General features: G+C 62.5%; 24 protein-coding genes. 5 read left to right on the top strand and 19 right to left on the bottom strand.

Annotated elements, in window-relative coordinates; translation table 11 throughout:
- The 9 genes from ACDELDRAFT_RS07960 to ACDELDRAFT_RS07920 all read right to left on the bottom strand — a co-directional run.
- Window positions 1-1,142 (bottom strand): thymidine phosphorylase family protein (locus ACDELDRAFT_RS07960; RefSeq protein ID WP_005795328.1); only part of this gene is annotated, 1,142 nt, incomplete at its 3' end.
- A complete protein-coding gene (locus ACDELDRAFT_RS07955) occupies window positions 1,139-2,497 on the bottom strand; it encodes an MBL fold metallo-hydrolase (protein WP_005795326.1) in 1,359 nt (452 codons plus the stop codon). The genes ACDELDRAFT_RS07960 and ACDELDRAFT_RS07955, both read right to left, overlap by 4 nt.
- A gap of 25 nt (window positions 2,498-2,522) precedes the next feature.
- Window positions 2,523-3,020, bottom strand: a complete 498-nt coding sequence (locus ACDELDRAFT_RS07950) for a TPM domain-containing protein (protein ID WP_005795323.1) — start codon at window positions 3,018-3,020, stop codon at window positions 2,523-2,525.
- 1 nt (window position 3,021) lies between these two features.
- Window positions 3,022-3,927: a TPM domain-containing protein gene (locus ACDELDRAFT_RS07945; protein ID WP_005795321.1), complete on the bottom strand. Its 906-nt coding sequence runs from the start codon at window positions 3,925-3,927 to the stop codon at window positions 3,022-3,024.
- A gap of 1 nt (window position 3,928) precedes the next feature.
- Complete coding sequence (locus tag ACDELDRAFT_RS07940; protein WP_005795319.1) at window positions 3,929-4,540, bottom strand: LemA family protein; 612 nt, start codon at window positions 4,538-4,540, stop codon at window positions 3,929-3,931.
- On the bottom strand, window positions 4,537-5,850 hold the full coding sequence (locus ACDELDRAFT_RS07935; RefSeq protein WP_005795317.1) for an MFS transporter: 1,314 nt from the start codon (window positions 5,848-5,850) through the stop codon (window positions 4,537-4,539). The genes ACDELDRAFT_RS07940 and ACDELDRAFT_RS07935 overlap by 4 nt, the downstream gene beginning before the upstream one ends.
- 19 nt (window positions 5,851-5,869) lie before the next feature.
- Window positions 5,870-8,317 (bottom strand): heavy metal translocating P-type ATPase, encoded by a 2,448-nt coding sequence (locus tag ACDELDRAFT_RS07930; RefSeq protein ID WP_005795314.1) that lies wholly within the window; start codon window positions 8,315-8,317, stop codon window positions 5,870-5,872.
- Between the two features lie 33 nt (window positions 8,318-8,350).
- Complete coding sequence (ppk2, locus tag ACDELDRAFT_RS07925) at window positions 8,351-9,214, bottom strand: polyphosphate kinase 2 (RefSeq protein WP_005795313.1); 864 nt, start codon at window positions 9,212-9,214, stop codon at window positions 8,351-8,353.
- Window positions 9,215-9,225: 11 nt separating this feature from the next.
- A complete protein-coding gene (locus ACDELDRAFT_RS07920; protein WP_005795311.1) occupies window positions 9,226-9,420 on the bottom strand; it encodes a hypothetical protein in 195 nt (64 codons plus the stop codon).
- Window positions 9,421-10,120: 700 nt separating this feature from the next.
- On the opposite strand from ACDELDRAFT_RS07920, the gene ACDELDRAFT_RS07910 reads away from it, so the two are divergent.
- From ACDELDRAFT_RS07910 to ACDELDRAFT_RS07900, 3 genes are all read left to right on the top strand, one after another.
- Window positions 10,121-10,594 carry a MerR family transcriptional regulator gene (locus ACDELDRAFT_RS07910; protein WP_232504739.1) on the top strand — a complete coding sequence of 158 codons (474 nt, stop codon included), beginning with the start codon at window positions 10,121-10,123 and terminating at the stop codon, window positions 10,592-10,594.
- Window positions 10,595-10,886: 292 nt separating this feature from the next.
- Window positions 10,887-11,237: a DUF4148 domain-containing protein gene (locus tag ACDELDRAFT_RS07905; protein ID WP_005795305.1), complete on the top strand. Its 351-nt coding sequence runs from the start codon at window positions 10,887-10,889 to the stop codon at window positions 11,235-11,237.
- A gap of 225 nt (window positions 11,238-11,462) precedes the next feature.
- Window positions 11,463-11,702, top strand: a complete 240-nt coding sequence (locus ACDELDRAFT_RS07900) for a hypothetical protein (protein WP_005795304.1) — start codon at window positions 11,463-11,465, stop codon at window positions 11,700-11,702.
- Window positions 11,703-11,877: 175 nt separating this feature from the next.
- Here ACDELDRAFT_RS07900 and ACDELDRAFT_RS07895 read toward each other — a convergent pair whose 3' ends face one another.
- From ACDELDRAFT_RS07895 to merT, 10 genes are all read right to left on the bottom strand, one after another.
- Window positions 11,878-13,527: a hypothetical protein gene (locus ACDELDRAFT_RS07895; protein WP_005795302.1), complete on the bottom strand. Its 1,650-nt coding sequence runs from the start codon at window positions 13,525-13,527 to the stop codon at window positions 11,878-11,880.
- A gap of 98 nt (window positions 13,528-13,625) precedes the next feature.
- Window positions 13,626-16,805 carry an efflux RND transporter permease subunit gene (locus ACDELDRAFT_RS07890; protein ID WP_005795299.1) on the bottom strand — a complete coding sequence of 1,060 codons (3,180 nt, stop codon included), beginning with the start codon at window positions 16,803-16,805 and terminating at the stop codon, window positions 13,626-13,628.
- Between the two features lie 15 nt (window positions 16,806-16,820).
- Complete coding sequence (locus tag ACDELDRAFT_RS07885; protein WP_005795297.1) at window positions 16,821-18,434, bottom strand: efflux RND transporter periplasmic adaptor subunit; 1,614 nt, start codon at window positions 18,432-18,434, stop codon at window positions 16,821-16,823.
- Window positions 18,431-19,705, bottom strand: coding sequence for a TolC family protein (locus tag ACDELDRAFT_RS07880; RefSeq protein WP_040328464.1), 1,275 nt, complete (start codon window positions 19,703-19,705; stop codon window positions 18,431-18,433). The genes ACDELDRAFT_RS07885 and ACDELDRAFT_RS07880 overlap by 4 nt, the downstream gene beginning before the upstream one ends.
- Window positions 19,702-19,950: a DUF2789 domain-containing protein gene (locus ACDELDRAFT_RS07875; protein WP_005795293.1), complete on the bottom strand. Its 249-nt coding sequence runs from the start codon at window positions 19,948-19,950 to the stop codon at window positions 19,702-19,704. The genes ACDELDRAFT_RS07880 and ACDELDRAFT_RS07875 overlap by 4 nt, the downstream gene beginning before the upstream one ends.
- 56 nt (window positions 19,951-20,006) lie before the next feature.
- Window positions 20,007-21,287: an MgtC/SapB family protein gene (locus ACDELDRAFT_RS07870; protein WP_005795291.1), complete on the bottom strand. Its 1,281-nt coding sequence runs from the start codon at window positions 21,285-21,287 to the stop codon at window positions 20,007-20,009.
- A complete protein-coding gene (locus tag ACDELDRAFT_RS25000; RefSeq protein WP_162143898.1) occupies window positions 21,284-21,421 on the bottom strand; it encodes a hypothetical protein in 138 nt (45 codons plus the stop codon). Before ACDELDRAFT_RS25000 ends, ACDELDRAFT_RS07870 begins: the two co-directional genes overlap by 4 nt.
- Before the next feature lie 297 nt (window positions 21,422-21,718).
- The gene (locus ACDELDRAFT_RS25605; RefSeq protein ID WP_005795288.1) at window positions 21,719-21,967 is read right to left on the bottom strand and encodes a GDCCVxC domain-containing (seleno)protein; all 249 of its coding nucleotides are present in this window, start codon (window positions 21,965-21,967) and stop codon (window positions 21,719-21,721) included.
- The gene (merP, locus tag ACDELDRAFT_RS07865; RefSeq protein WP_005795286.1) at window positions 21,964-22,248 is read right to left on the bottom strand and encodes a mercury resistance system periplasmic binding protein MerP; all 285 of its coding nucleotides are present in this window, start codon (window positions 22,246-22,248) and stop codon (window positions 21,964-21,966) included. The genes ACDELDRAFT_RS25605 and merP overlap by 4 nt, the downstream gene beginning before the upstream one ends.
- Before the next feature lie 12 nt (window positions 22,249-22,260).
- Window positions 22,261-22,632, bottom strand: coding sequence for a mercuric ion transporter MerT (gene merT, locus ACDELDRAFT_RS07860; protein WP_011804766.1), 372 nt, complete (start codon window positions 22,630-22,632; stop codon window positions 22,261-22,263).
- Between the two features lie 42 nt (window positions 22,633-22,674).
- On the opposite strand from merT, the gene merR reads away from it, so the two are divergent.
- Together merR and ACDELDRAFT_RS07850 are read left to right on the top strand one after the other, a co-directional pair.
- Window positions 22,675-23,082, top strand: coding sequence for an Hg(II)-responsive transcriptional regulator (merR, locus tag ACDELDRAFT_RS07855; protein ID WP_005795284.1), 408 nt, complete (start codon window positions 22,675-22,677; stop codon window positions 23,080-23,082).
- Between the two features lie 2 nt (window positions 23,083-23,084).
- On the top strand, window positions 23,085-23,420 hold the full coding sequence (locus tag ACDELDRAFT_RS07850; protein WP_005795281.1) for a YnfA family protein: 336 nt from the start codon (window positions 23,085-23,087) through the stop codon (window positions 23,418-23,420).
- The last annotated feature ends 151 nt before the right edge of the window (window positions 23,421-23,571 follow it).

The following is a 23,571-nucleotide window of genomic DNA, read 5'->3' as shown; positions in this document are numbered from 1 at the left end:
TCCGCCGCCAGCCGCAGCGCCCGCTCTCGCAGGTCGGCCGGGGCCTCGCGCGTCCCTTGCAGGACGGCCAGCACGTCGCGGGCTTCCAGTGCGGGACCGATCCCGCGGCCAACCGGCTGTTCGCCGTCGGTGACGCGCAAGAACACCTGCAGGCCTATGGCGCCACCCACCTCCTGCAGGCGCCGGCCGAGCGACGCCGCGGCGTGTGCGCTGCGCACTTTCGCGGTGGCGCCCACGGGCAGATCGATCAGCACATGGGTCGAACCCGCAGCGGCCTTCTTGGACAGAACCGAGGCCACGAGCTGCCCTTCGCTGTCGAGATCGAGTGGCCGCTCGACGCGGATAAGGATGTCGTCGGCGGGGCTGAGCCGGACCGAGCCGCCCCACACGATGCAGCCGCCCGTGCGCTCGACCACGCGTCGCATGCTCGGCACATCCAGGTTGACCGGTGCCAGCACCTCCATCGTGTCGGCCGTCCCGGCCGGTGAGGTGATGGCGCGCGAGGAGGTCTTGGGCATCGTGAGGCCGCAGGCGGCCACGATGGGCACCACGAGCAGGGTCGTGCGATTCCCAGGCAGGCCGCCGACGCAGTGCTTGTCCACGACCAGCGGACGGCCCCAATCGATGCGCTCGCCGACGGCGATCATGGCTTTCGTGAGCGAGACCGTCTCCGCCAGGTCGAGGCGATCGCCCGCGCAGGCAGTGATGAAGGTGGCGAGGTGCAGGTCCGAGTAACGGCCCGCCGCGACGTCGGAGATGATCGCGCCGAACTGGGCGTCGCCAAGGGAGTTGCCGTAGACCTTGGCCCGGACATGGCTGAGCGAATCCAGCGGTGGCGCATGGGTGACCGCGACCGGCTCACCCGGCTGCGCACCCAGCGATGCCCACGCGGACTCGGACAGACCGGCGACGTTCTCGGCCAGCCAATCACCGTCGACGACACTGAGCGTCGCCACGATGCTTCGGCCGCCGGCCGTCAATTGCACGCGCGCCTGGGTCGTGAAACCCTCCGATCGACAGACCGGGCAATCGCGCCGCATGTAGACCACCGGCTCCTGATAGGTGTCGATGCCCGTGCGCCACGCCTGCAGCCTGTTCCCGGCCTCCTTGGTGCGGCCGGCTTCATGCATTTGCGCTGTCATGCAAGCTCCACGGTCTGCAGGTAGTCGGGCACCGAAACCGCCCAGCCGAGTTCATGGTCGATCCGCGAGCGCAGCGCATCGGCCGCTTCGGGCTCGCCGTGCGTCACGAACGTGCGGCGCGGCGTTTGCGTGAAGCCGCGCAGCCACGCGATGATCTCGTCGGCATCGGCATGGGCGGAGAGGTTGTCGAGCGAGGCCACCTCGGCGCGAATCGGCACGTCTTCGCCATGGATGCGAACGGTGGACGCACCATGCAGGATCGCCGCGCCGCGGGTTCCACCCGCCTGGTAGCCGGCGAACAGGATCGTGTTGCGCCGATCGGGTGCGAAGGACTTCAGGTGGTGAACCACCCGGCCACCCGTGGCCATGCCGCTGGCGGAGATGATCACCATCGGGCCGCGGCTGGCACTGAGCGCCTTGGACTCCTCGACCTTGTTGACGATCTTCGCGGCGTGGCACATGCCCTCGCACTCCTCGGGCGAGAGCCGATGCTCGTCACGGTGGGCGTGATACAGCTGCGTCGCATCGATGGCCATCGGGCTGTCCAGGTACACCGGCAGGTGGTGGATGCGGCCCTGCTTCTTGAGCTGGTAGATGCCATACATCAGGCTTTGGGCGCGGCCGACCGCGAACGCGGGGATGACCACGACACCGCCGCGGGCGGCGGTCTGATTGATCACGGTCTCCAGTTTTTCCAGCGCGTCAGTCTCTTCATGCTTGCGGTTGCCGTAGGTAGACTCCACCAGCAGGTAGTCTGCGCCCGGAACCTGCACCGGCGGGCGCAGCACCGGGTCGTTCGGGCGGCCGATGTCGCCGGAGAAGAGCACCGACCGCTGCCCATCGCTGAGGTGCACGAAGGCGGAGCCGAGCATGTGCCCCGAGGGCTCCAGCCGGGCTGTGAGTCCGGGCAGAGCTTCGAAGGCCTCGGCGAACGGACGCGGTGAGAAAAGCTTCAGGCAGCGCTCGGCATCCTCCCGCGTGTACAGCGGCAGCGCGGGCTTGTGCTTGGAGAAGCCGTAGCGGTTGGCGAACTTCGCCTCTTCTTCCTGCAAATGACCACTGTCGGTGAGCAGTATCTTGCATAGCTCATGCGTCGCGGACGTGCAATAGACCCGCCCGCGAAAACCCTGCCGCGCCAGCAGCGGCAGGTAGCCGCTGTGATCGATGTGGGCGTGGGTGAGCACGACAGCATCGATCGTCTTGGGCGCGACCGGCAGCGGCTCCCAATTGCGCAGCCGCAGCTGCTTAAAGCCCTGGAACAGGCCGCTGTCCACCAGGATTGTCGAGTCGCCATGGCGCAGGAGGTATTTCGAACCGGTCACGGTGCCCGTGGCACCCAAAAACTGAAGTTGCATGGAAAGTCTCCAAGGATGTTGTCGTTCAAAAAAGGACTGGCCGATCGGGCAACTCGTTTCCGTCGCCCGAGTCGCGCGGAAAGTGCTGCATCAACAGATGGCTGACGGCGGCGATGCCTTCCATGGAACCGGCCTCGAAGTGCCCCTGCGCGAACTGGGCTTCCATGCGCTGGCACACACCTGACCACATGTCGGCGCCGCAACAGGCATGGATGCCGCGATCGGCCACGATCTCCACCGCCCGATCGGCCAGCAGCACGTAGATGAGCACGCCGCTGTTATGTGCCGTGTCCCATACGCCCATACGGGCGAACAGATCCAGCGCTCGCTCGCGCGGCGACTGGTCTCGCCACAGCGGCGATCCATCCAGCGCGCCCTCGACCACAAAGCGCAACTGGCCGCCATGCTGGGACTCTCCCGCACGGATGGCTTGCTCGATGGCGTCCAGAGTGCGCGACGGGAAGGCGCGGCGTACCGCGCCGCCGGTGGTGGCGAGGTGGCGAAGAAGTCGTTGAATGTTCATCTCACCACCGTCCTGAGGCGCCACCGCCACCAAAGCCACCGCCACCGCCGCGGAATCCTCCTCCGCCGCCGCCGAATCCGCCACCAGGCCACCCACCACCCCGATGGTGCCCATGCATGCCGCCGTGGCCGCCCATGCCGATGCCTAGCAGCGTGACGAAGAACCCCGCCAATCCGGCCATCGCGGCTACCGCGAGCGTGCCCACCACCAGCCACGCCGCAGCACCCAATACCCCGGCTGTGACCACGGCGCCAGGGACCCGGCCGAGCGCGTTGCGCAGCAATCCGCCCAGCATCAAAGCCACGATGAACAGGAAGGGCCAGGCCTGGCCGATGTCGTTGGTCCGGCCTTGCCGCCGTGGATCCGCCGCAGGCAGGGCTTCGCCGTCGACGACGCGCATGATCTGTTCGGCGCCTGCCGCGATGCCACCGTCGAAATCGCCCTGGCGAAAGCGCGGCGTGATTACTTCGTCGATGATGCGCCGCGCCACCAAGTCGCTCAGCGCGCCCTCGATGCCGTAGCCAACCTCGATGCGCACGGCACGATCTTCCTTGGCAACCAGCAGCAGTGCGCCATCGTCCACCTTGCGGCGGCCGAGCTTCCACTGTTCGACCACCCGCATGGCGTACTGCTCGACCGGTTCTGGCCGCGTAGAGCCGACCATCAGCACCGCGATCTGCACGCCCTTGCGTTCCTCGAAGGCACGAAGCTGCGCATCCAGCGAGGCGATCCGATCGGCGGCGAGCGTCCCCGTGAGGTCGGTGACACGCGCCTGCAGCGGCGGAATAGCTACCAGTTCCTGCGCGGACGCGACCACCAGGAACAGGCTCAGCAACAGCCAGGCCAACATGCGGGCCAGGCGCAGGTGGGCGGCCGGGTACGGCACCGCTGTTCTCAGCGTGCTCATGTCAGGGGCGCGCCGCCGGTGCCGAGGCGCCGAAGTCGACCTGGGGCGGCGTGGCCATCGCCTTCTCGTCGGCGACGGAGAAGTTCGGCTTGACGTCGTAGCTGAACACCTTGGCCGTGATGTTGGTCGGGAAGCTGCGCGTGAGGACGTTGTAGTCCTGCACCACCTTCACATAGCGCCCGCGGGCCACGGTGATGCGGTTCTCGGTGCCTTCAAGCTGCGCGCGCAGTTCCTGGAAGGCCTGGTTGGCTTTGAGCTGCGGGTAGTTCTCGCTCACGACCAGCAGCCTGCTCAGCGCGCCGGACAGCTCGCCCTGCACCGCCTGGAACTTCTGGAACGCCTCGGGGTTGTTGACGAGTTCCGGAGTAGCCTGAATCGAGGTGGCCTTGGCGCGCGCTTCGACGACCCGGGTCAGCGTCTCTTGTTCGAAGTTGGTCTCTCCTTTCACCGTCGCGACGATGTTCGGTATCAGATCTGCGCGCCGCTGGTACTGGTTCAGCACCTCGGACCAGGCAGACTTGGTCTGTTCGTCCAACCGCTGGAAGTCGTTGTAGCCGCATCCGCTCAGCGACAGGGCAAGCGCTGCGAGCAGGGTCGTCAGGATAAGTCTCATGGTTCGGTCTCCGTGGAGGAAGGTGAAGCTGTCAGCAGGGCCGGGTTCGCTGGCCACCACTGCCGGGGAATCAGCAAGAATGCGAGGGTGGCCACGAGCGGGATGGAGAGCCATGCGAAGCTGCTCTGCATGACGGTGCCGAACAGCCAGCCGGCGACTGCCGATCCAAGCGTCTGCCCGAAGCCGGCTGCTGCCGCTAGGCCGCCCATCGCGGTTCCGAGCCGCCGACGTGCGGAGCCTGCGGCGAGGTAGGCAACGGTCGGCAGCACGATACCGGTGCCCGCCGCTGTGAAACTGACGCCAACGTACATCCAGGTCTCGCTGCCATGGCGAGCCAGCACCGCGAGTCCCGCGATACCCAGGACCATGCCGGCAGCCAACATGCGACGGGGATCAGCGCGCTCAAGCAAGCCGGTGAAAAACAGGACCGCGTTGACGCCCAACATCACCAGGCTGCATGCGGCGAACATCCACGACACCTCGCGCGACGTGAGTTCGGGATGACGCTGGCCCTGCAGCACGATGCCGAGTTCAAAGCCGGCGAGCACGAACATGACCACGCCATTGAGCAGCCAGAGCGTGAAGGACCGGCTCTCGGGCGGGCCGTCGTCATCGCTCGGGCCCGCATCCAGAGTGCTGGACGGCGCCGGAAGCGTGGCGGCCAGGCCCAGCATCATCAACGCACCCAGCGCGGCCGAGAGTCCGATCACGAGCTTGGTCGATGACCCCTGCACGAGGGCGGCGAAGACGCCCAAGCCGGCAAGGCGATCCGCGACGGCGTTGAGGCCGGGTCCGAACAGGAACCCGAGCAGCGACATCGCGCCCAACCATGCGAAGCGCTTGGCGCGTATCGCCTGCGGCGTGTACTGCGCGACGAGCGCCGGCACCACGGGCACGACTGCGGCGACAAAGAAGCCCGCAGCGCCGCGCAGCGCATAGATGCCGACCACGCCCACAGATTCGGGGCGCAGCAGCGGAAGCAGGCTCGCCACATAGCCGACCAGCCCGACCAACAGCACGCGGGCGCGTCCCAGCCTGTCCGCCAGCACGCCCCACAGTGGCGCCCCCACAAGTATCCCGGCCGTGTAGATGCCGCTGAGGTAGCCGACATGGCGCGCGAGCACCGCTGGGTCGGCGTCACCCATCAGAGGGCGCAGCCAGTCGGGAATCAAGGGCATCAACGCGCCGTACCCGGCCGAGACAACGAACACGGCCGCCGCTAGCCAGCCCAGCTGAACGACGCCCAGATCGTCCTGACGGGCCAGCCTGGCTTTGGACGGCGGCGATCTCATCGGGCGGCTCTCGACCATGGTGGCTCGCAGCACGGGCTCACGCGACCGCTTGAGCGGAGGTGCGCGACGTGACGCGCTTGATGCCCGGTAAGCGCGTGCGTTTGAGCATTAGTGCATTGATGGCCACTATCGCAGAACTGCCGGACATCGACAACGCGGCAACCTCCGGCGACAGCGTGAAGGGGTACAACACCCCAGCCGCAAGCGGGAAGGCGACCACGTTGTAGCCCACGGCCCACCATAGGTTCTGGTGCATCTTGCGCAGCGTTGCGCGAGAGAGCTCGATGGCCCCGACGACGTCGTACGGGTCGCTTTTCATCAACACCACCTGGGCGCTTTCCATGGCGACATCCGTCCCGGCGCCGATCGCAAAACCGACGTCGGCCTGGGTCAGCGCTGGAGCGTCGTTGATGCCGTCGCCGACCATGCCCACCTTGTGGCCCTGCTGCTGCAACTCCTTGATCTTGGATGCCTTCTGGCCGGGCAGCACGTCCGCAAGGACGATGTCGATGCCCAGTTCCTTGCCGATGCGCTCGGCGGTCGCCTGGTTGTCGCCGGTCAGCATCGCGACCTTCACGCCCCGCGCCTGCAGCTTGGAGATCGTCTCGCGCGAGGTCGGCCGGACGGCGTCCGCGATTGCGATGAGGCCGATCAGCCGGCCGCCGCGCGCGACATAGACCACCGTGCGCCCGCCGCCTTGCAGCCGCGTTGCCTCGCTGGCGAGGACGGTCAGGTCTACCTGCTCCGACTGCATCAGCAGCCGGTTCCCGAGCAGCACCCTCTCGCCCCCGATGGTGGCCCGTGCACCTTGCCCATCGATGTTGGTGAAGTTCTCGGTGACCTCCGTCGGCATGTCCCCCGCACGCTTGAGCACTGCGAGTGCAAGGGGGTGCTCGGAGAACTTCTCCACCGCGGCGGCCGTCGCCAGAAGCCGCGCCTCTTCGACACCGGGCGCGGCCACGATCTCGACGACATCGGGCTGCCCGAGTGTCAAGGTGCCGGTTTTGTCGAACACCACCACTGTCAGCTTGGTAGCGTTCTCCAGCGCGGCCGCGTTCTTGAAGAGGATGCCGTTCATCGCACCCAGGCCGGTCCCGACCATGATGGCCATCGGCGTGGCCAGGCCCAGCGCATCAGGGCATGCGATCACGAATACCGTGATGGTCAAGGTGAGTGCGAATAGCAGCGTCTGGCCCATCACCCAGTACCAGACGCTGAAGGTCAACAGGCCAATCACGATCGCCGCCAGCACCAGCCACTGCGACGCCTGGTCGGCCAGCAGCTGGCCGGGTGCCTTCGAGTTCTGGGCCTCCTGGACCAGCTTGACGATCTGGGCCAATGCCGTGTCCGCACCGACCTTCGTGGCCTTGTAGCGGAAGCTCCCGCTCTTGTTGATGCTGGCGCCCACGACGGTGCTGCCTACCACCTTCTTGACCGGCATCGACTCGCCGGTCAGCATCGACTCGTCTACCTGCGAGGCTCCTTCGACGATCTCGCCATCCACCGGGATTTTGTCGCCGGGCTTGATCACCACCAGTTCACCGGCCACGACCTCGGCGGTTGGCACCTTGGTCTCGACACCGTTGCGCACGACGGTGGCCATCGGTGGCGCGAGATCCATCAGCGCGCGAATCGCGTCGGACGCACCCGCGCGGGCGCGCATCTCTAACCAGTGGCCCAGCAGGATGAAAACCAGCAGCACTGACGCCGCTTCATAGAACACCTCACCCTCGTAGAAGAAGGTCGCTCCGACGCTGAACAGGTATCCCACGCCCACCGACAGCACGACCAGCGTGGCCATGTTGGCGACACCGTTGCGCAAAGCGCGCCACGCAGCGATGCAGAAAGGCCACCCGGGATAGAGGATTGCCGCGCTCGCAAAGATGAAAAGAAAGAGCTTGTTGTCCAGCCCGAACGGCGTCTGGAAGTCGCCGAACATCTTCCCCATCGGCGAATAGAGAAACACCGGAATCGAAAAGATCAGGGACACGAAGAACCGATTGCGCATGTCCCGGGCCATGTCCTGCATCGACCCAGACCCGTGCCCCATGTCGTGCATCATGTCGGCCATGGCGGGCTCGCCTGCGTGGCCCTGGTGCCCGACATGGGAGGCCGGCGAGGCGGCCGTCGTCGCAGTCGCTCCGGCTGCATGGGCGTGCCCCGAATGCACCGCGTGATCCTCCTGCTTCGCAGACACGGCGTGATCGGCGTGTCCGTCATGGCTCTGGCCCGCCGTACTGCCCGTGGCGGGATCACACACATGCTTAGGCGTCTGCTCGCCACTGCAGTGATAGCCGCACTCCACGATCCGGCGGCGCAGATCCTCGACACTGAGCTGCCGTTCGTCGAGATGGACCGTTGCGCTTCCCGCAACGTAGTTGACATCCGCGTGATGGACGCCGGGAAGCTGCAGCAACTTGCGACGTACTCCCTCCGCGCTCAGGCTCGATATGAGCCCTCCGACTTCAACGTTGATTGCCTTCATGGATGGTTCTTACTGTTGGTTCTGTTCGATGTGTCAACGTGCGAGTCGGCCGGAATCCAGGCAGTCCTGCGAGAACTCGAAGACGATCTCCCGGTCGGGCGCGATGAGCTTGTGCTTCTTGCCCGCGTAGTGGAGCCGCGAGAGGACGTCCCTGATCAGGTTGAGCCTGGCGACTCGCTTGTTGTCGGCGAGCACGACGGACCAGGGAGCGGCAGCGGTGTGCGTGCGTATGAACATCTCGTCGCGCGCACGCGTGTAGCCGTCCCAGTGCTTCAGCGCCACGGCGTCGACCGGACTTGATTTCCATTGCTTGAGCGGGTCTCGGCGGCGTTCACCGAGCCGGCGGGTCTGCTCTTTCTTCCCGATGTCGAGGTAATACTTCAGCAGCTTGATGCCGGAGTTGACCAGCATCTCCTCGAACTTCGGCACTGAGTTCATGAACTCCTCGTGCTGCTCAGCCGTGCAGAAACCCATCACCGGCTCCACGCCGGCGCGGTTGTACCAGCTACGGTTGAACACAACGAGTTCTTCGCCGACCGGTAGGTGCGGCACGTAGCGCTGGAAGTACCAACTGGTGCGGTCCCGATCGGAGGGTTTGCCGAGCGCGACGACCCGGGTTTCCCGCGGACTCAGGTGTTCGACGAGCCGCTTGATGCTGCCATCCTTGCCCGCACTGTCCCGTCCCTCCAAGAGGATGAGGATCCGGTCGCTGCACTTGATGAAATGGCGCTGCAGCTTCACGAGTTCTATCTGCAGCATGTGCAACTGCGCCTCATAGTCCTCGCGGCCGATCGAGCGTTCCGTTGCCTCGTCGCGCGACGGGTTGTGCGCGACATCGGTCACGTCCGCATGAGCCTTTTTCGTCGCGCCTGTCGCGGCCTTCTTGTTCTTTGCCATGGGGTTCTCCGTTACGCCTGCTCGTTCCAGGCAGCATTGATCCGCGAGTGCTCCGGCATGCCCTCGAAGCTCGGCGCCACTAGAGCCGAAGTCCCAGGGGCGCTCGAACCCGCAGGATGATGGGCCTGATGGTCGTCTTGCGCGAATGAAAACAAACTGACGAGGGCGGCGCCGAAGACGACCGCGATGGAGCGCACGAATGTCATTTCTTTCTCCTTTAGCCGCTGGCTTTTGTCGTCTGGTCGAGCCAAGTGGCGCTTCCAGAAGACAAATCCCATATGAGAACTCCGTAGCCGGGTACAGAGTCAAGGCGTACGAGACGCGTGCGGGACATAGCCGGCACAGCGCTCACAGGAGGGGCTATAACGCGAGACGTGCAAACAGCAGCCAAGCAGGCGGCTGTGGGTGAGCCCGCTGGGGGCTCCTCAATAGGATGGCTCGCAGAGCCAGCGCCGGGGCCGGTTCCCAGGCAGTATAGGAAGGGGGCGGAAGCCCAATAAGGTCGAACGCAAAGGTCGGCGTCTTCTGAATTGCCGACTGGTTGACCTCTCCGCAAAGTTTCAGGCAAGGTGCCTTCGACGGGTCCTGGCTCCCCTCTTCATGCTTTTCGTGGGCGCCCTCATGACCCCCATGGGAGTGGCCATTGCCGTGTTCATACCCTGACGCATAGTGGTGCGGCTCCGGGGACTCCAACAGGCAGGCATTCGCCATCCCGGCCGCAAGCGCAAACAACCATACCCCCAGCACCATCCACGCGATGGCACGAATCCTACGAGGGTTGAGATGTGTGCGCATGTGCGGCCTATATAGCCAATAACAGCAATCCTATGCTTAGGCAAGCTGCGAGATCTTGATCTTAATCAAATGGAGACAGGGGTCAACTACGCGGTACAGCGTTATCCTGCCATGGCTATGAAGAAAACGGTAGATCCCTCGATGAACGAAGGCCCGGGCGATTGGATGACGGTCGGCAGACTGGCCAAAGTCGCTGGCGTCGGTGTAGAGACGATTCGCTACTACCAGGGTCGCGGGCTTTTGCCGGTCCCGAAAGCCGCAGGCAGTTTCCGGCGTTACCCCGCTTCAATGGTTCAGCGGATCGGCTTTATCAAGCGGGCGCAGAGCCTGGGCTTCTCGTTGGATGAGGTGGGATCGCTGCTAGACCTGGAGGACGGACGGAATCGCCGGGCCATCCAGACGGTGACGCAGCGACGCCTTGAGCAAATCGATGAGAAGGTCGGGGATCTGGAGCGCATGCGAGGTGCACTGCGTGACATGCTCGCGCGGTGCGAGGAGACGGGGCAGGCGTTTCCCTGCCCCATCATCGCTGCACTTGTTGGCACGCCTGCGGACCCACAACCACCTATCAATCGCTTGCGATAGCTCGCTGGAGCCACATCGCTGGAGGGTGCGCGTAAGCCAGGGGCTGCCCAATGGCACCCGGACTGCTGCCGTGATAGGCGCGTATCCTTGAGGTAGATTCTCCGTCCTCCGTGTTTACCCCCCGCGCAGGTCCACCAACTTGCGCTCCAGTTCGCGCCGCTCCCTGACAAAAATATCATCGGGCTGTCTAGATTCTGTTGGGGTGCGCTCCCTACGATGAACACATCTCCTCAACGCCCAAGCAAGGCATGAGAGATGCAAGTTTTATTCACTATCGCTAGGAGCTTCAACCATGATCCAAAAACGCCTCTCCCTTTCTTCCATGATTGCCGCCGCGGCCGCAGTGGTTACCCTGGGCCTTCCAGGGATTGCTTCGGCAGCGTACGAGCATCCCGCCAACAACGAAAAGGGCGTCATCGTTCACCCGGAACACTTCAAGAGCGAGAAGACGCGAGAGCAAGTCATCGCCGAAACTAAGGCTGCTATGCAGCAAGGACGACTTTCTTACGGCCAAAGCAACTTCCCGATCCGCACTCCTGATGCGGCAGGTCCAGGCAAGACGCGTGAGCAAGTAATCAACGAATTGCGGAGCGAGTCCCCTGAAGAACGCGACGCGCGTCTGCGTCTCTACTACCGGGGTTGATTGCCAGTTGGGGTTGCAGCGGGTTTCCGGGGAGGCCGAGGAATCTAAACAGGCGGCGTGGCAACTGCGGAAAAAACCTTCGACGTTGGCACAGAAACCCCGGGATCTGTCAAAAACAGAAAAAAGCGTGCCCTTGCGCTTCGCGTACCGCTGTTGGCGCAGTCAGCCGGCAGCCCTGTGCCTCGCTGATTCATACGTTCGGTTTTCCTATCCAAGGAGTTCATCATGAAATACTTGCTCATCGCTCTCGTTGGCGCCACGACCCTTGGCTTCAGTCTCTCGGCCAGTGCCGCTCCAGACCAAGAAAAGGTCTGCCCTCCCAAGAAACTCGTATTGCAGCTCGACCATGGCCCGCGCGCACAGACGACGCCATACCTGAACCAATTGCGCAAGGCGCGTTATGAGGCCGAAGTCAAGGCCTGCAAAGATGGCGCAAAAGCCGCCAAAGAAACCTGTGCCCCGTAACTTTTGAGATGGGATTGGTCGCTGCGTGCATCTGGTGGGAGTTGGTCCTCGCCCATGCGACGTGACCATCTGCATTTTGCCAGGCCAGAAGCCACGCATCATCGTCTGACCATTCTTGCAGCAACCCAAATGATTCACTTCGTTGGGCGGCCCACCCTCCTACCGGCTCCTATGATCAGGCGCCGTTGGGCTCCAAGTCTATGGAGAATAGCAGCTCCTGCATCCGTCGGCGCTCCTCAGGAGTAGGCCATGCTGCATCTCCTGGCGCAGCCTCCAATTTGAACCGCCCCTCTCGGTCGAAGCGAACAAACCCATAGGTCTCGTTGACCACAGCACCCGGCACCCCATCGGCCCGAAGCCGTACATACCAGTCCGCTAGGCGCAGAGTTTGGTCCGCAAATATCGGTGCCAAGGCCTGGCCCCTGGCAAGCGCCACATACAGCACATGCGGCAACGCGTGCACCTCGCCCGCCTCGTCGAGCAGGAACACATAGGACGCGTGTTCACCATCCGAGTCGCACATTCCGCGGCCGGAGCCATCCACGGTGGTGTAGACGGGGGCAAAGCCACTGCCCGGCTGGCGGAAGTTCGTGGTTTGTCCCTGATACACGCGTGCAGCAACCCACTGAACGTCGCCGGCATAGGCGTAGGCGCGCAAATCGAATTTCATGGACTGCAGTCCCTCCGTATTCGCAATGACGCGTTCGCCCGGAGGCACGAGGGCCTGTGCTACATAGGCTCCCGTCATGATCTCCTGCCAGACCCGGCGCGTGAGTTTGTCACCTCGGTACGCGGCGCGGCTACCGAAGCCCGCCGCGGGTTTGAAGAACAGGCTACGACGAGCCGCCCACAGCCGGTCACCATGTGCCTCATCGACCACTTCGGTGCGCGGCACGTTCGCCAGCAGCACCTTCCTGTCGTCGTCAGCAACGCCCAGCTCCCGCAGCGCACCATCGTCACTGAACAAGGCCAGTCGCCGCTTGTCGGCGTATAGCGCGTGCGCCGTCGGATGGGGCGTGAGAACCGCTGCCTGTTCCAGCCAAGCCTGTCGCAGCACGGCGTTGGCAGGCAGATCCAGATAAAAATCTGTGACACGGTTGTAAACCACGTCGATGGCGAGTTCGCCGTGCCAGAGCCTGCCGTGACGGCACGCCAGCTCGGAGGGATCGACAATGATGGCCTGCAGTCCATGGCGCTCAAACAGCTGCCGGAACAGCAGGAACTCTGGATACAGGTATTGCTGCTGCGGCGCTTCGTCCACGATAGCGATCGAGACCAACGGCCGTGAGTGACCGGCCAGCCGCCACTCACGGCGGAACATGTCCACCAGCCGCTGCTCGAACGTTGTGACGCCTGCTCGGCCGGGCACCATTGCATGCACAGCCTGACAGCAGCTGCGCTGAGCACGGGCCAGCACCGCATTCAGCATCGCACCACCAGCGTTCGTGTTGATTTCGATCAAACCGAGACGGTCTTGGTCCAGATGGAAGTCATAGCCGAAGAACACGCCCTGGGAGCCACCGGTGCCGTCCCGCGCAATGGCGGGGGCATCCGCCAAGACCTGCTCCCGGTAGGCCGGGAGTGCCACCACTGCCTCGATGGCTTGCACGACGCGGGCCATTCGTTCGAGAGGAGGCCGCGCCACGAAGACCGGCTGCGCAGCAAACAGGTAGGGGCATCGGTCGCGCACTAGCTGCGACAAGCTCGGAGAGCCCAACTCGGCATCGAGCGCAGCCGCCAGCGCCGCAGGATCCAGGCTCAGACAGAAGCAGTCGCGGTTGAGCCGCTCAAAGGAGGTCAACTCGCAGTTTGATGTGTTGTGCATTGAGAGAGGGGTCAGAGCAGTTGGTGAAACAAGTAAAGCGCCTCCTTTTAGACCCTGTCCCACGCTCCGCGTCGACGCCAAGGGCCAGCGTCCATGGCTCAAACTTCACGGCTCCAGACTGGGTCGGATGGATGCGAATCCGTTCCCGAAGCACGCTGCCTTCGAAGTTCAAACTGTTTGACCAGCGCGTAGAGCGCCGGAATCACAGCCAACGTGAGCACGGTCGAAGAAATCATGCCACCGACCATCGGTGCGGCAATGCGACTCATCACTTCCGAGCCGGTGCCGGTCCCCCACATAATGGGTAGCAGGCCCGCCATAATGGCAACGACCGTCATCATCTTGGGACGAACCCGTTCGACGGCTCCATCCATGACTGCCTCGTAAAGGTCACCAACTCCTGGCTCTTTCCCTTCAGAGCGGCGTTTTTCCTTGATCTCTTCCCAGGCGTGGTCCAGGTAGATCAGCATGACGACCCCGGTTTCAGCGGCCACACCCGCCAGGGCAATGAAGCCCACAGCAACTGCGACGGAGAGGTTGTAGCCAAGCCACCACATCAGCCAGACGCCGCCAACCAACGCGAACGGCACCGACAGCATGACGATCAAAGTCTCCGTCAGTCGCCTGAAGTTCAGGTACAGCAGCAGGAAAATGAGCAACAGCGTTACTGGCACAACGAGTTTCATTTTCTCGATGGCACGCTCCATGGACTCAAACTGACCGCTCCATGTGGCGTAGTAGCCGGGCGGGAACTTGACCTGGTCATTCACTGCTTTGCGCGCCTCGGCGACGTAGCCACCGATGTCACGCTCACGGATGTCCACAAAGATGTAGGCAGATAGCAGCGCATTTTCGGTACGGATACCCGGGGCGCCCTTGGCCACCTCCACGCGGGCAACTTGGCCCAGCGGAACCATGGCTCCATCCATCGTCGGCACCAGCACTTCACGGGCGATCTGCTGCGGGTCAGACCGCAATTCGCGTGGGTAGCGAACCGTCACGCCAAAACGCTCTCGCCCTTCCACCGTGGTGGTCACCATGTCACCGCCGAGCGCCGTACCAATGACCTCCTGCAGATCACCCACCGCCAGACCGTAGCGTGCCAGTTGGGCGCGGTCGGGCTCGATGTTCAGGTAGAAGCCGCCGGTGATCCGCTCCGCGAATGCCGAGGTGGTGCCGGGCACAGATTTCACTACGGTCTCGATCTCCCGCGCCAGGCGTTCCATTTCGTTCAAGTCCTTGCCGAAGACCTTGATACCAATGGGTGTGCGGATACCGGTGGACAGCATGTCGATGCGCGCCTTGATGGGCATGGTCCAGGCATTGGAGACGCCAGGAAATTGCAGTGCCTTGTCCATCTCGGCGATCAATTTGTCGGTGGTCATGCCAGATCGCCACGCTGACTCCGGCTTGAGGTTGATGACCGTCTCGAACATCTCGGTCGGTGCCGGGTCGGTGGCCGTGTTGGCCCGTCCTGCCTTACCGTAGACCGATTCAACCTCTGGAAAACTCTTGATGATCTTGTTTTGCGTCTGAAGCAACTCGGCGGCCTTGGTGATCGACATGCCCGGCAGCGAAGCAGGCATGTAGAGCAAAGTGCCTTCATTGAGTGTCGGCATGAATTCGGACCCCAGCTTGCTGGCCGGGTAGAACGACACCCCAAGCACGACCAGGGCAATAGCAATAGTCACTTTCTTCCAGCGCATCACGCCAGCGATGATGGGTCGGTAGACCCAGATCAGGAACCGGTTCACCGGGTTACGGGACTCCGGCATGATGCGTCCGCGAATGAAAATCATCATGAGCACCGGCACCAGCGTCACCGACAGCAGCGCCGCTCCTGCCATAGAAAACGTCTTGGTGAACGCCAGCGGTGAGAACATGCGCCCCTCCTGTGATTCGAGCGTGAACACGGGCAGAAACGACACGGTGATGATCAGCAGCGAGAAGAACAGTGCCGGGCCAACCTCCTTGCACGCGGCGATCATGGCCTCGACCCGCTGCTTGCTGTTGTGCTCGGGTGGGAGCCGCTCCAGGTGTTTATGGGCGTTCTCGATCATGACGATGGCCGCATCCACCATGGCACCGATCGCAATGGCGATACCACCCAGACTCATCAGGTTGGAATTCATGCCCAGCAAGCGCATCGCGATGAATGAGATCAGCACCCCTACGGGCAACATCAAGATAGCCACGAGGGCTGAACGGATGTGCATGAGAAAGACCATGCAGACCAGGGCAACGATCAGGCTCTCCTCAATCAGCGTTCGCTTGAGAGTATCGATGGCCCGATGAATCAGGTCAGATCGGTCGTAAACAGCCTGGATGCTGACGCCCTGCGGCAGCCCTGCCGAAACTTCGGTAATTTTCTCCTTCAGGTTGTGAATGACTTCCAGGGCGTTTTGGCCATAGCGGGCCATGGCGATGCCCGAGACCACCTCCCCCTCCCCGTTGAGTTCGGTCAGGCCGCGCCGTTCATCGGGAGCGAGTTCAACGCGAGCGATGTCTCGAATCAATACTGGTGTGCCTTTTTCGGTCTTGACGACCAGGTTCTCGATGTCCGCCGCGCCGCGCAGATAGCCCTTTCCGCGCACCATGTACTCTGTCTCGGCCATCTCCACCACACGGCCGCCGACGTCACGATTGGAGTCGCGCACGACCTGCGACACCTTGGCCAACGGAATGCCGTAGGCCCGCAGCTTCACCGGGTCGACGGTGATCTGGTAGGTCTGGACAAAGCCACCGACGGATGCCACCTCAGCGACGCCATGCGCCTTGGTCAGCTGGTAGCGCAGGTACCAATCCTGCAAAGTTCTCAACTCGGCCAGCGTCCGGTCCTTGGCGATCAACGCGTACTGGTAGACCCAACCCACACCGGTGGCGTCAGGGCCAATTTGCGGCGTGACCCCCTTGGGCATTCGGCTGGATGCGAAATTGAGGTATTCCAGCACGCGCGAACGCGCCCAATAGATGTCTGTGTCATCCTCAAAGATGATGTAGACGAAGGACGCTCCAAAGAAGGAAAAGCCGCGCACCACCTTGGACTTGGGTACCGACAGCATGGCGGTGGTCAAGGGATAGGTGACCTGATCCTCAACCACCTGGGGCGCTTGTCCAGGGTATTCGGTGTAGACGATGACCTGCACGTCGGACAAGTCCGGCAGGGCGTCCAAAGGCGTTCGCAACACCGCGAACACCCCTGCGACAATGACAAACAGCGTGGCCAGCAGCACCAGGAAGCTGTTTCTTCCTGACCAGTCAATGATCTTCGCGAGCATGTTGTTCCCTGAAGATCAGTTATGGCCGGCGTGCGGAGTGGCCGCCGCTTTGCCCACGGGTTTCACGGAGGTGACCACCCATTCACCCTGTCCACGCTCAACGAACTCGAAGACCACCGCTGCCCCAGGCAGCAAGCCCGCCATCATCCCGTTGTTGGAGACCTTGAACTCCATGGACATCGCGGGCCATTTAAGGGAGGGTATGGGACCATGGGCAATGGTCACCGTGCCTGCCTTCGCATCAAACTCTTCCACCCTGCCCTCGCCCTGGTGCCCGACGGAGGCAGTGGGTTTGCTCGCATCGGAGGTGCCTTGTGCCTCCGGCTTAGCTCCATGTGAGGAGTGTCCAAAACCGCCGACGGCCGCCTTGAGGTTGGCTTCTGCATCGATCAGGAAATTAGCAGCAACTACCACCTGCTCACCCTCGCGAACGCCCTCGGTGACTTCAATGCGGTCGTCGCTGCGTGCGCCCACTTTGACATCGCGGGGTTCGAATCGACCTTCTTTGAGCTGCACCAGGACGATCTGGCGCGTGCCGCTGTCAATCACGGCCGAAGTCGGCACCGTCAAAACCGAGCCCTTGCTGGCGGTCGGTAGTTCCACTTGGGCAAACATGCCCGGCTTGAGCAAGCCACCCGTGTTCGCCAAGTCGACGCGCACCTGCACCGTTCGGGTTTCCGGCCTCAGGGTGGGGTACACATAGCTGACTGTCCCCTGGAACACCTTGTCAGGGTAGGCATTGATTTGCACCTTGGCCTTGCCGCCCGACTTGACCAACCCGATGTCTTGCTCGAAGACATCCGCGATGACCCAGACCGAGGACAGGTTGGCGACTTGGTAGAGCATTTCACCCGGCATGAAGCGCATGCCTTGGACGGCTTTCTTTTCGGTGATGATTCCAGACACCGGCGAGCGGAAGGTCAGCGTGCGGCGTGCGTCGCCGGATTTGGCCAAGGTCTTGACCTGCTCGTCCGAGATATCCCAATTGCGAAGCCGTGCAAGGCTGGAGTCGGCCAACTCACGCATTCCACGCTGTGCCTCACCAGAGGCATCCTTCAACGCGTCGACGCCCTGTGCCGCGATGGCGTATTCGCGCTGAGCAGACACCAGTTCGGGACTATAGACATCGAACAGTGGCTGCCCCTTGCTCACTGCCTGTCCGGTGACGTTGACATGCAGACGCTCTACATAGCCCTCGAATTTGGCAGCGATAGTGAAGGTCTGGCGCTCATCTGGTTCGATGCGTCCGGCGGCACGTACCACCTTGTCGAGCGAGCGCAGATTTACCGCCTCGGTGCGAACACCGAGTTTCTGAATCTTTTCGGTGCTGATGCGAATTTGATTGGAGTTGGTTTCTGCTTCTTCCTGCGCTCCCTCGTAGACCGCGATGTAGTCCATCCCCATTGGATCTTTTTTCGGTGTGGGAGAGGTGTCGGGCAGCCCCATCGGGTTACGGTAAAAAAGTACCTTGCGCTCCTTCTTGGCAGAACCGGCAGAGGCGCCCTGCGCAGCAGTCTGGTCACCACTGCGGGCTTCTAATTGGCGCTGTCCCATCCAATAGCCACCACCCGCCGCCAACCCTGCGGCGACGATAGCCAGGAATACGCCTGCCTTGTAACCTGTTGTCATTGTTCTTCTCCCACGATGCGTTCAATTTCGTTAAGCCGCTTCTGCGCTTCCACGCCGGCTTTGATCTGATTCAGTTTGGACTGACGAATCTGGCGCTGCGCGTCCAGCAAGGTCGCAAAATCCACCTTGCCCGTCTGGTACCCAGCCAGCGCAGAGCGGAAGGTCAACTCCGACTGCGGCAAGAGACTTTCCGTCGTTAACGCCAAAGAGCGCCAGGCAGACTCAAAACCTGCCACGTTGGCGTAAAGGTCTGCCAGGACTTGATTCGTGACGACTTCCTGGCGTGAGCGGGCAGCGGCCAACATGGCCTCTGACTCCCGCTCCTGGGCGCGCCGCGAGTCTTGCTGCAAGGGGATATTCATCTCGACCATCAACTCCCACTCTTTGATCGAACCTCGGTACTGAATCGGAGAGATTCCGACGTTGAAGTCGGGATAGCGGTTCTTGTAGGTCAGCTCGCGGTTCTTCTCGGCCGCCCTGATCTGGGACTCTTCCGTGCGCAGCAGCGGATTGTTCATCCGGGCGCGCCCTTCCAGCGCTGCGAAGCTGACTTGCTCCGGCGACGGCAAGGCGCGGATCTGCTCGGGTGCAGCCAAAATCTCCGAGGTCGGACGCCCAACGAGCGCATTCAACTTGGACTGGAGTTGGCGACGCTCAGCGTCCAGTGCAATCAGTTCGTTGCGCATGGTGGACTGCTCCACCTGCGCACGGATCACATCCTGTTGCGCAGCAAGCCCGCCCGCATAGCGGACCTGCGCGACTTTTTCCAATCGCGCCATCAGGTCGAGAATTTCCCGCGACAAGCGATCGTTCTGGTCCAGGTAATAGAGCTCGGCATAAGTCGTCTTGATCTTGGCAGCCAGTTCAACCCAGGCGCCTGCTGCACGGCTTCTCGCAGCTTGTGCTTGTGACTCAGCCACCTCACGCTTCAGACCGCGTTTGCCCATCCAGGGAAAATCCTGCATCAGCACGTAGCGGGTGCTTCCGACGCGCCCTGGCAATAGCGTGGGGTTTTGTTCTCCCATGCGCGTGATGTCACGCAATTCGGTTCGAATTTTCGGATCCGGCAAGGCGCCCGCAGGCGCGACGCGCTCTGCTGCCGCATCCGCATCAAAACGCATGCTGGCGATTTCTGGGTTTCTATCCCTGGCCGCTTGCAGCAACCCTTCAACACTCGATCCCAGCTTGACCTCCTGCGCGTGAACCATCGAGCTCAGCGCCAGAGACACCACGGCCACCCCCAACGACAGACGATTCCTCATAGGCATCATGACCTCCCCTTGGGTGCACGCAAGGCGACATTCAACCGTTCAATTACTTCGGACCAGTCCGCATCTTCCAGAAGCTCTTCGCGCAACAGAGTCGCCTGAGCTGGCGTCCAGAATGGGGCATCGGCCAGCAGCACGTCGGCCGGCAGTGGAGAGTGGGCCTCCAAGAACTCCCCAATGCCTGCTGCATCCATGCGCAGGCCGAGCTGGGCAAACAGTTCAGAGAAGCGATGAAACGACTTTTCCATAGCGGTGATCCCTATTGTTCAAACGCAAAAATTCTGAAGACGTGGCCAGTGAACGCTCACGAAAACGTCACGCTCAGCGCCAATACCGCAGCTCCGGACGCCATCGCACCCAGGTAGCCGAAAACAACCGATTTACCGACCTGCGCGCCGCCTGTCGTCCAGGCGATGCCGACCTTTGCCACCATGTTTGCCAATGTCGCGAGACCGAGCGCCGTGACGGTGGCGCCCGTGGACAATCCACCGGCACCATGCAGCCGAGCGACCGAGATCAAGATCGCATCCACGTCGGCAAGGCCTGAAACCGCCGACAGCACATAGAGGCCGCTGGTGTCCAGCCACTGCTTTGCCGCGGGCACCAGGACGCTCATGACAGCGAGCAGCACACCAAAACCGAGCGCGGTGCCAAGGTCGAATGGCGCCATCGCGCCGACAGCGCCCTCCCCCACTACAGTGCGGTCCAACTTGCGCCACCCCCATAGCGCAATACACAGCAGTGCCACGCCAGTGACCACCAGGGCGCTGCCGAAGGTGGACAGCAGCGCCGGCTGGATGACACCCAGCAGAACGACCATGCGAAAAAACATGACGCCACAGGATGCCAACGTGCCGGCTACCGCCGCGCCTGTCAGCGAAGGCTGCTCGCGTGCGTAGCGAGCCAAAGCCAACGTGGTTGCGGTGGAAGATGCCAGTCCTCCCAGGATCCCGGTCCACAGCACACCCCTTTGCGCGCCGGTGATCCGCATGGCAAAGTGACCCGTCAGCGACAGGCCCGCAATCAGGATGACTGCCCACCACAGCTGGTACGGATTGAGCGCGGCATAGGGCCCGAGGCCCGTATTGGGCAGGTAAGGCAGGATGACCATGGACAACACCAGCAGTTGCAGCGATGCAGTCAATTCGCGGTGATCGATCAAACGCAACCAACCGTGCAAGGTCGGCTTGAGATCCAGCAACACAGCGCCAACCACTGCTGCCGACAACGCCAAGGTGATGTTGCCGTGTGCCGCAAAGGCACCCAGGACCAGAGTGAGAAGCATCGCCACCGGGGTAGTGGCACTCAGGTTACCCGACAGTTTGGCGTTACGGGCGTAGGACACCGTCAGCAGCAGGGCGAGTCCGAGCAGCGCACCCAGCAAAGGCCAAGCGCCGAAATCTGGCTGCAGATGCCCAAGCACGCCACCGAGCAGTCCGGTCAGCGCAAAGGTGCGCAGGCCTGCAACACGTCCACCCTCCGGCAATTCGCGATCGTGCCAGCCGCGCTCCAGGCCAATCACCAGACCGACAGCAAGCGCGGCAACCAAGCCCGCGGCACCCGGGGGGAGTTCGTAGCTGTTCATCGGTTCTCTACGTTGATGGCCTGCGTAGCCGCATGCACGATCTTGCGCATGCCAGGCACCAGGACCGCACTACCGATATAACGCGAGTCGCCATTGAACAGCACCACCTCTTCGGTCCAATCCAGGCTCAGCATAAGTTCCTCACGCAGCATCGCACCCTCGGTCACTGATTTTCAGGTTGTTGAACTTCGCATTGGTATCCACCTACCTTGTGTGAATGCACGTTATGCATTTTGCGAGACCAAGGCTGACCGGAATATGTTTCAAAGATTACATCTTTGTCATGTGCTTCTTGGGGCTTGGCATATCAGCCACCGATGAACGTTGGCGCGTTTGATGGCCACATGGGCCCGCACAACGGTGTTGCGGAAGTTCAACTCGGATGTGGTGATGGCGTCCCTGGCGCCCGAATTGATCTCGTGACGCTTGACTCATTTCCGATCGGGCGATCCGGCCGGCGCGAACCCAAGATTGGCTGCGTGCCCCCGTTCCTGGATTGGAGGACAAGGCACTGAGCCGTAAGAACAGTACACACAGCAGTCACCCGACTTGGGCTTTAGCACGGTGTGACATTGCTCGCACTCGTAGAACCACTGGCAGGCGTCCGTGGGCATCGTCTCTGTCTTGGCGTGGCCGCACTCGGGGCAGGTCAGCGTCGATTCCAGTATCACCGCAGTCACTTGGCGTCTCCCAACACGGTCGCGGGATACCCTGCGTTCCTGGTGGCGCGTGTGAGGACCTCGACATTCGCCTTCGTATCGTCGAACGTCACCTTGGCCTCGCGCCGATCCAGATTCACGTCGATCTTGCTGACGCCGGATACCTTGGTAAGCGCCTTCTTGACTGTGATCGGGCAGGTGGCGCAGTTCATGTCGGGCACGGACAGCGTGACACTCTGCGTGGTAGCCCAGAGGGGCGAAGCAGAAGCGGCCAGCATGGCCAGAGCAACGAGTTTTTTCATAGCAATCTCCATTCAGTAAAACCAGGGAGCGATCAGCGGGAATCCGAGCGCGACGATGACTAGCGCCACCACGGTCCAGAACAACGACTTGTGGCTTCGGTTGACTTGCGGTAGCGCGCAAGCCTGCCCGGCCTCACAGGCTGCTGGCGCTCGCCATATCCGCCTGTACGCAAAAAACAGTGCCACAAGCGCGGCACCGATGAACATGGGCCGATAGGGTTCGAGCAGGGTCAAATTGCTAATCCATGCCCCGGAGACGCCAAGCGTAATCAACACCAAAGGCCCGAGGCAGCAAGTGGAGGCGAGGATGGCCGCCAGACCGCCGGTTAACAGCGCACCACGCCCGCCGCCGCTTCGAGTTTCAGTTGGGGAATCGGGTTTCATCGTTTAAGCTTACTTCCGTAGTTAAGTACGGAGTCAAGTGCCATGAATGAACCAACCGAAACCCTGACCATCGGTGGCTTAGCCGAGGCCGCTGGGGTCAATGTTGAGACGATCCGCTTCTACCAGCGCAAGGGCTTAGTGCAAGAGCCCGACCGCCCCCTGGGCGGCATCCGCCGCTACGGCGAGGCAAATCTGGCCCGGGTACGCTTTATTAAATCGGCGCAACGGCTGGGTTTCAGCCTTGACGAAGTCGGGGACTTGCTGAAGCTCGAGGACGGGTCGCATTGCCCCGAGGCCCGCGAACAAGCCGAACGCAAGCTCAGGGATGTGCGCGCCAAGCTCGCCGATCTCCACCGCATTGAGGCAGTCCTGGAAGCACTGGTGCAGCGCTGCTGCGCCGCAAGGGGACAGGTGCGTTGCCCGATGATCCAGGCGCTGCAGGAAGCGTGACGATGGAACTCTTGAAAGTTGCCATTCTGTTTGCGGTGACGGCAGTAGCTGAAATCGTTGGCTGCTACTTGCCCTGGCTGGTCGTAAAGCAGGGCAAGTCGGCATGGCTGCTCTTGCCGGCTGCCGTTTCCTTGTCGTTGTTCGCTTGGCTGCTGACCTTGCACCCGACAGCTGCCGGGCGAACCTATGCGGCTTACGGCGGGATGTACATCGCCGTGGCGCTGGTCTGGTTGCACGTCGTCGACGGTGTTGCCTTGACCCGTTGGGACTTCGTGGGAGCGGCCATCGCGCTGGCCGGCATGTCGGTGATCGCCCTGCAACCTGCGACGGATACTTGACGTTCCCGGAGCTCTCCGTTCTCGGTCGTCTCCGCTAATCCAGATGAAAAACGCAACCGTCTGCCCTCAAACTCGCGAAAACAGCAGACCTCGGACCTCGCACGGTCAAGAGACAAACAGAGGATCCGAATTTCCGCGGCTCCGGCCGCCT

It is taken from the genome of Acidovorax delafieldii 2AN, from assembly GCF_000175235.1.
Taxonomy (GTDB): domain Bacteria; phylum Pseudomonadota; class Gammaproteobacteria; order Burkholderiales; family Burkholderiaceae_C; genus Acidovorax; species Acidovorax delafieldii_B.
This window is presented reverse-complemented; position numbering and strand designations above follow the sequence as displayed.

Bases quoted from the DNA above. Each gene is read 5' to 3' on its own strand.
- ACDELDRAFT_RS07955 (WP_005795326.1), bottom strand. From the start codon at position 2,497: ATGCAACTTCAGTTTTTGGGTGCCACGGGCACCGTGACCGGTTCGAAA.
- ACDELDRAFT_RS07950 (WP_005795323.1), bottom strand. From the start codon at position 3,020: ATGAACATTCAACGACTTCTTCGCCACCTCGCCACCACCGGCGGCGCG.
- ACDELDRAFT_RS07945 (WP_005795321.1), bottom strand. From the start codon at position 3,927: ATGAGCACGCTGAGAACAGCGGTGCCGTACCCGGCCGCCCACCTGCGC.
- ACDELDRAFT_RS07940 (WP_005795319.1), bottom strand. From the start codon at position 4,540: ATGAGACTTATCCTGACGACCCTGCTCGCAGCGCTTGCCCTGTCGCTG.
- ACDELDRAFT_RS07935 (WP_005795317.1), bottom strand. From the start codon at position 5,850: ATGGTCGAGAGCCGCCCGATGAGATCGCCGCCGTCCAAAGCCAGGCTG.
- ACDELDRAFT_RS07930 (WP_005795314.1), bottom strand. From the start codon at position 8,317: ATGAAGGCAATCAACGTTGAAGTCGGAGGGCTCATATCGAGCCTGAGC.
- ppk2 (WP_005795313.1), bottom strand. From the start codon at position 9,214: ATGGCAAAGAACAAGAAGGCCGCGACAGGCGCGACGAAAAAGGCTCAT.
- ACDELDRAFT_RS07920 (WP_005795311.1), bottom strand. From the start codon at position 9,420: ATGACATTCGTGCGCTCCATCGCGGTCGTCTTCGGCGCCGCCCTCGTC.
- ACDELDRAFT_RS07910 (WP_232504739.1), top strand. From the start codon at position 10,121: ATGGCTATGAAGAAAACGGTAGATCCCTCGATGAACGAAGGCCCGGGC.
- ACDELDRAFT_RS07905 (WP_005795305.1), top strand. From the start codon at position 10,887: ATGATCCAAAAACGCCTCTCCCTTTCTTCCATGATTGCCGCCGCGGCC.
- ACDELDRAFT_RS07900 (WP_005795304.1), top strand. From the start codon at position 11,463: ATGAAATACTTGCTCATCGCTCTCGTTGGCGCCACGACCCTTGGCTTC.
- ACDELDRAFT_RS07895 (WP_005795302.1), bottom strand. From the start codon at position 13,527: ATGCACAACACATCAAACTGCGAGTTGACCTCCTTTGAGCGGCTCAAC.
- ACDELDRAFT_RS07890 (WP_005795299.1), bottom strand. From the start codon at position 16,805: ATGCTCGCGAAGATCATTGACTGGTCAGGAAGAAACAGCTTCCTGGTG.
- ACDELDRAFT_RS07885 (WP_005795297.1), bottom strand. From the start codon at position 18,434: ATGACAACAGGTTACAAGGCAGGCGTATTCCTGGCTATCGTCGCCGCA.
- ACDELDRAFT_RS07880 (WP_040328464.1), bottom strand. From the start codon at position 19,705: ATGATGCCTATGAGGAATCGTCTGTCGTTGGGGGTGGCCGTGGTGTCT.
- ACDELDRAFT_RS07875 (WP_005795293.1), bottom strand. From the start codon at position 19,950: ATGGAAAAGTCGTTTCATCGCTTCTCTGAACTGTTTGCCCAGCTCGGC.
- ACDELDRAFT_RS07870 (WP_005795291.1), bottom strand. From the start codon at position 21,287: ATGAACAGCTACGAACTCCCCCCGGGTGCCGCGGGCTTGGTTGCCGCG.
- ACDELDRAFT_RS25000 (WP_162143898.1), bottom strand. From the start codon at position 21,421: ATGCTGAGCCTGGATTGGACCGAAGAGGTGGTGCTGTTCAATGGCGAC.
- merP (WP_005795286.1), bottom strand. From the start codon at position 22,248: ATGAAAAAACTCGTTGCTCTGGCCATGCTGGCCGCTTCTGCTTCGCCC.
- merT (WP_011804766.1), bottom strand. From the start codon at position 22,632: ATGAAACCCGATTCCCCAACTGAAACTCGAAGCGGCGGCGGGCGTGGT.
- merR (WP_005795284.1), top strand. From the start codon at position 22,675: ATGAATGAACCAACCGAAACCCTGACCATCGGTGGCTTAGCCGAGGCC.
- ACDELDRAFT_RS07850 (WP_005795281.1), top strand. From the start codon at position 23,085: ATGGAACTCTTGAAAGTTGCCATTCTGTTTGCGGTGACGGCAGTAGCT.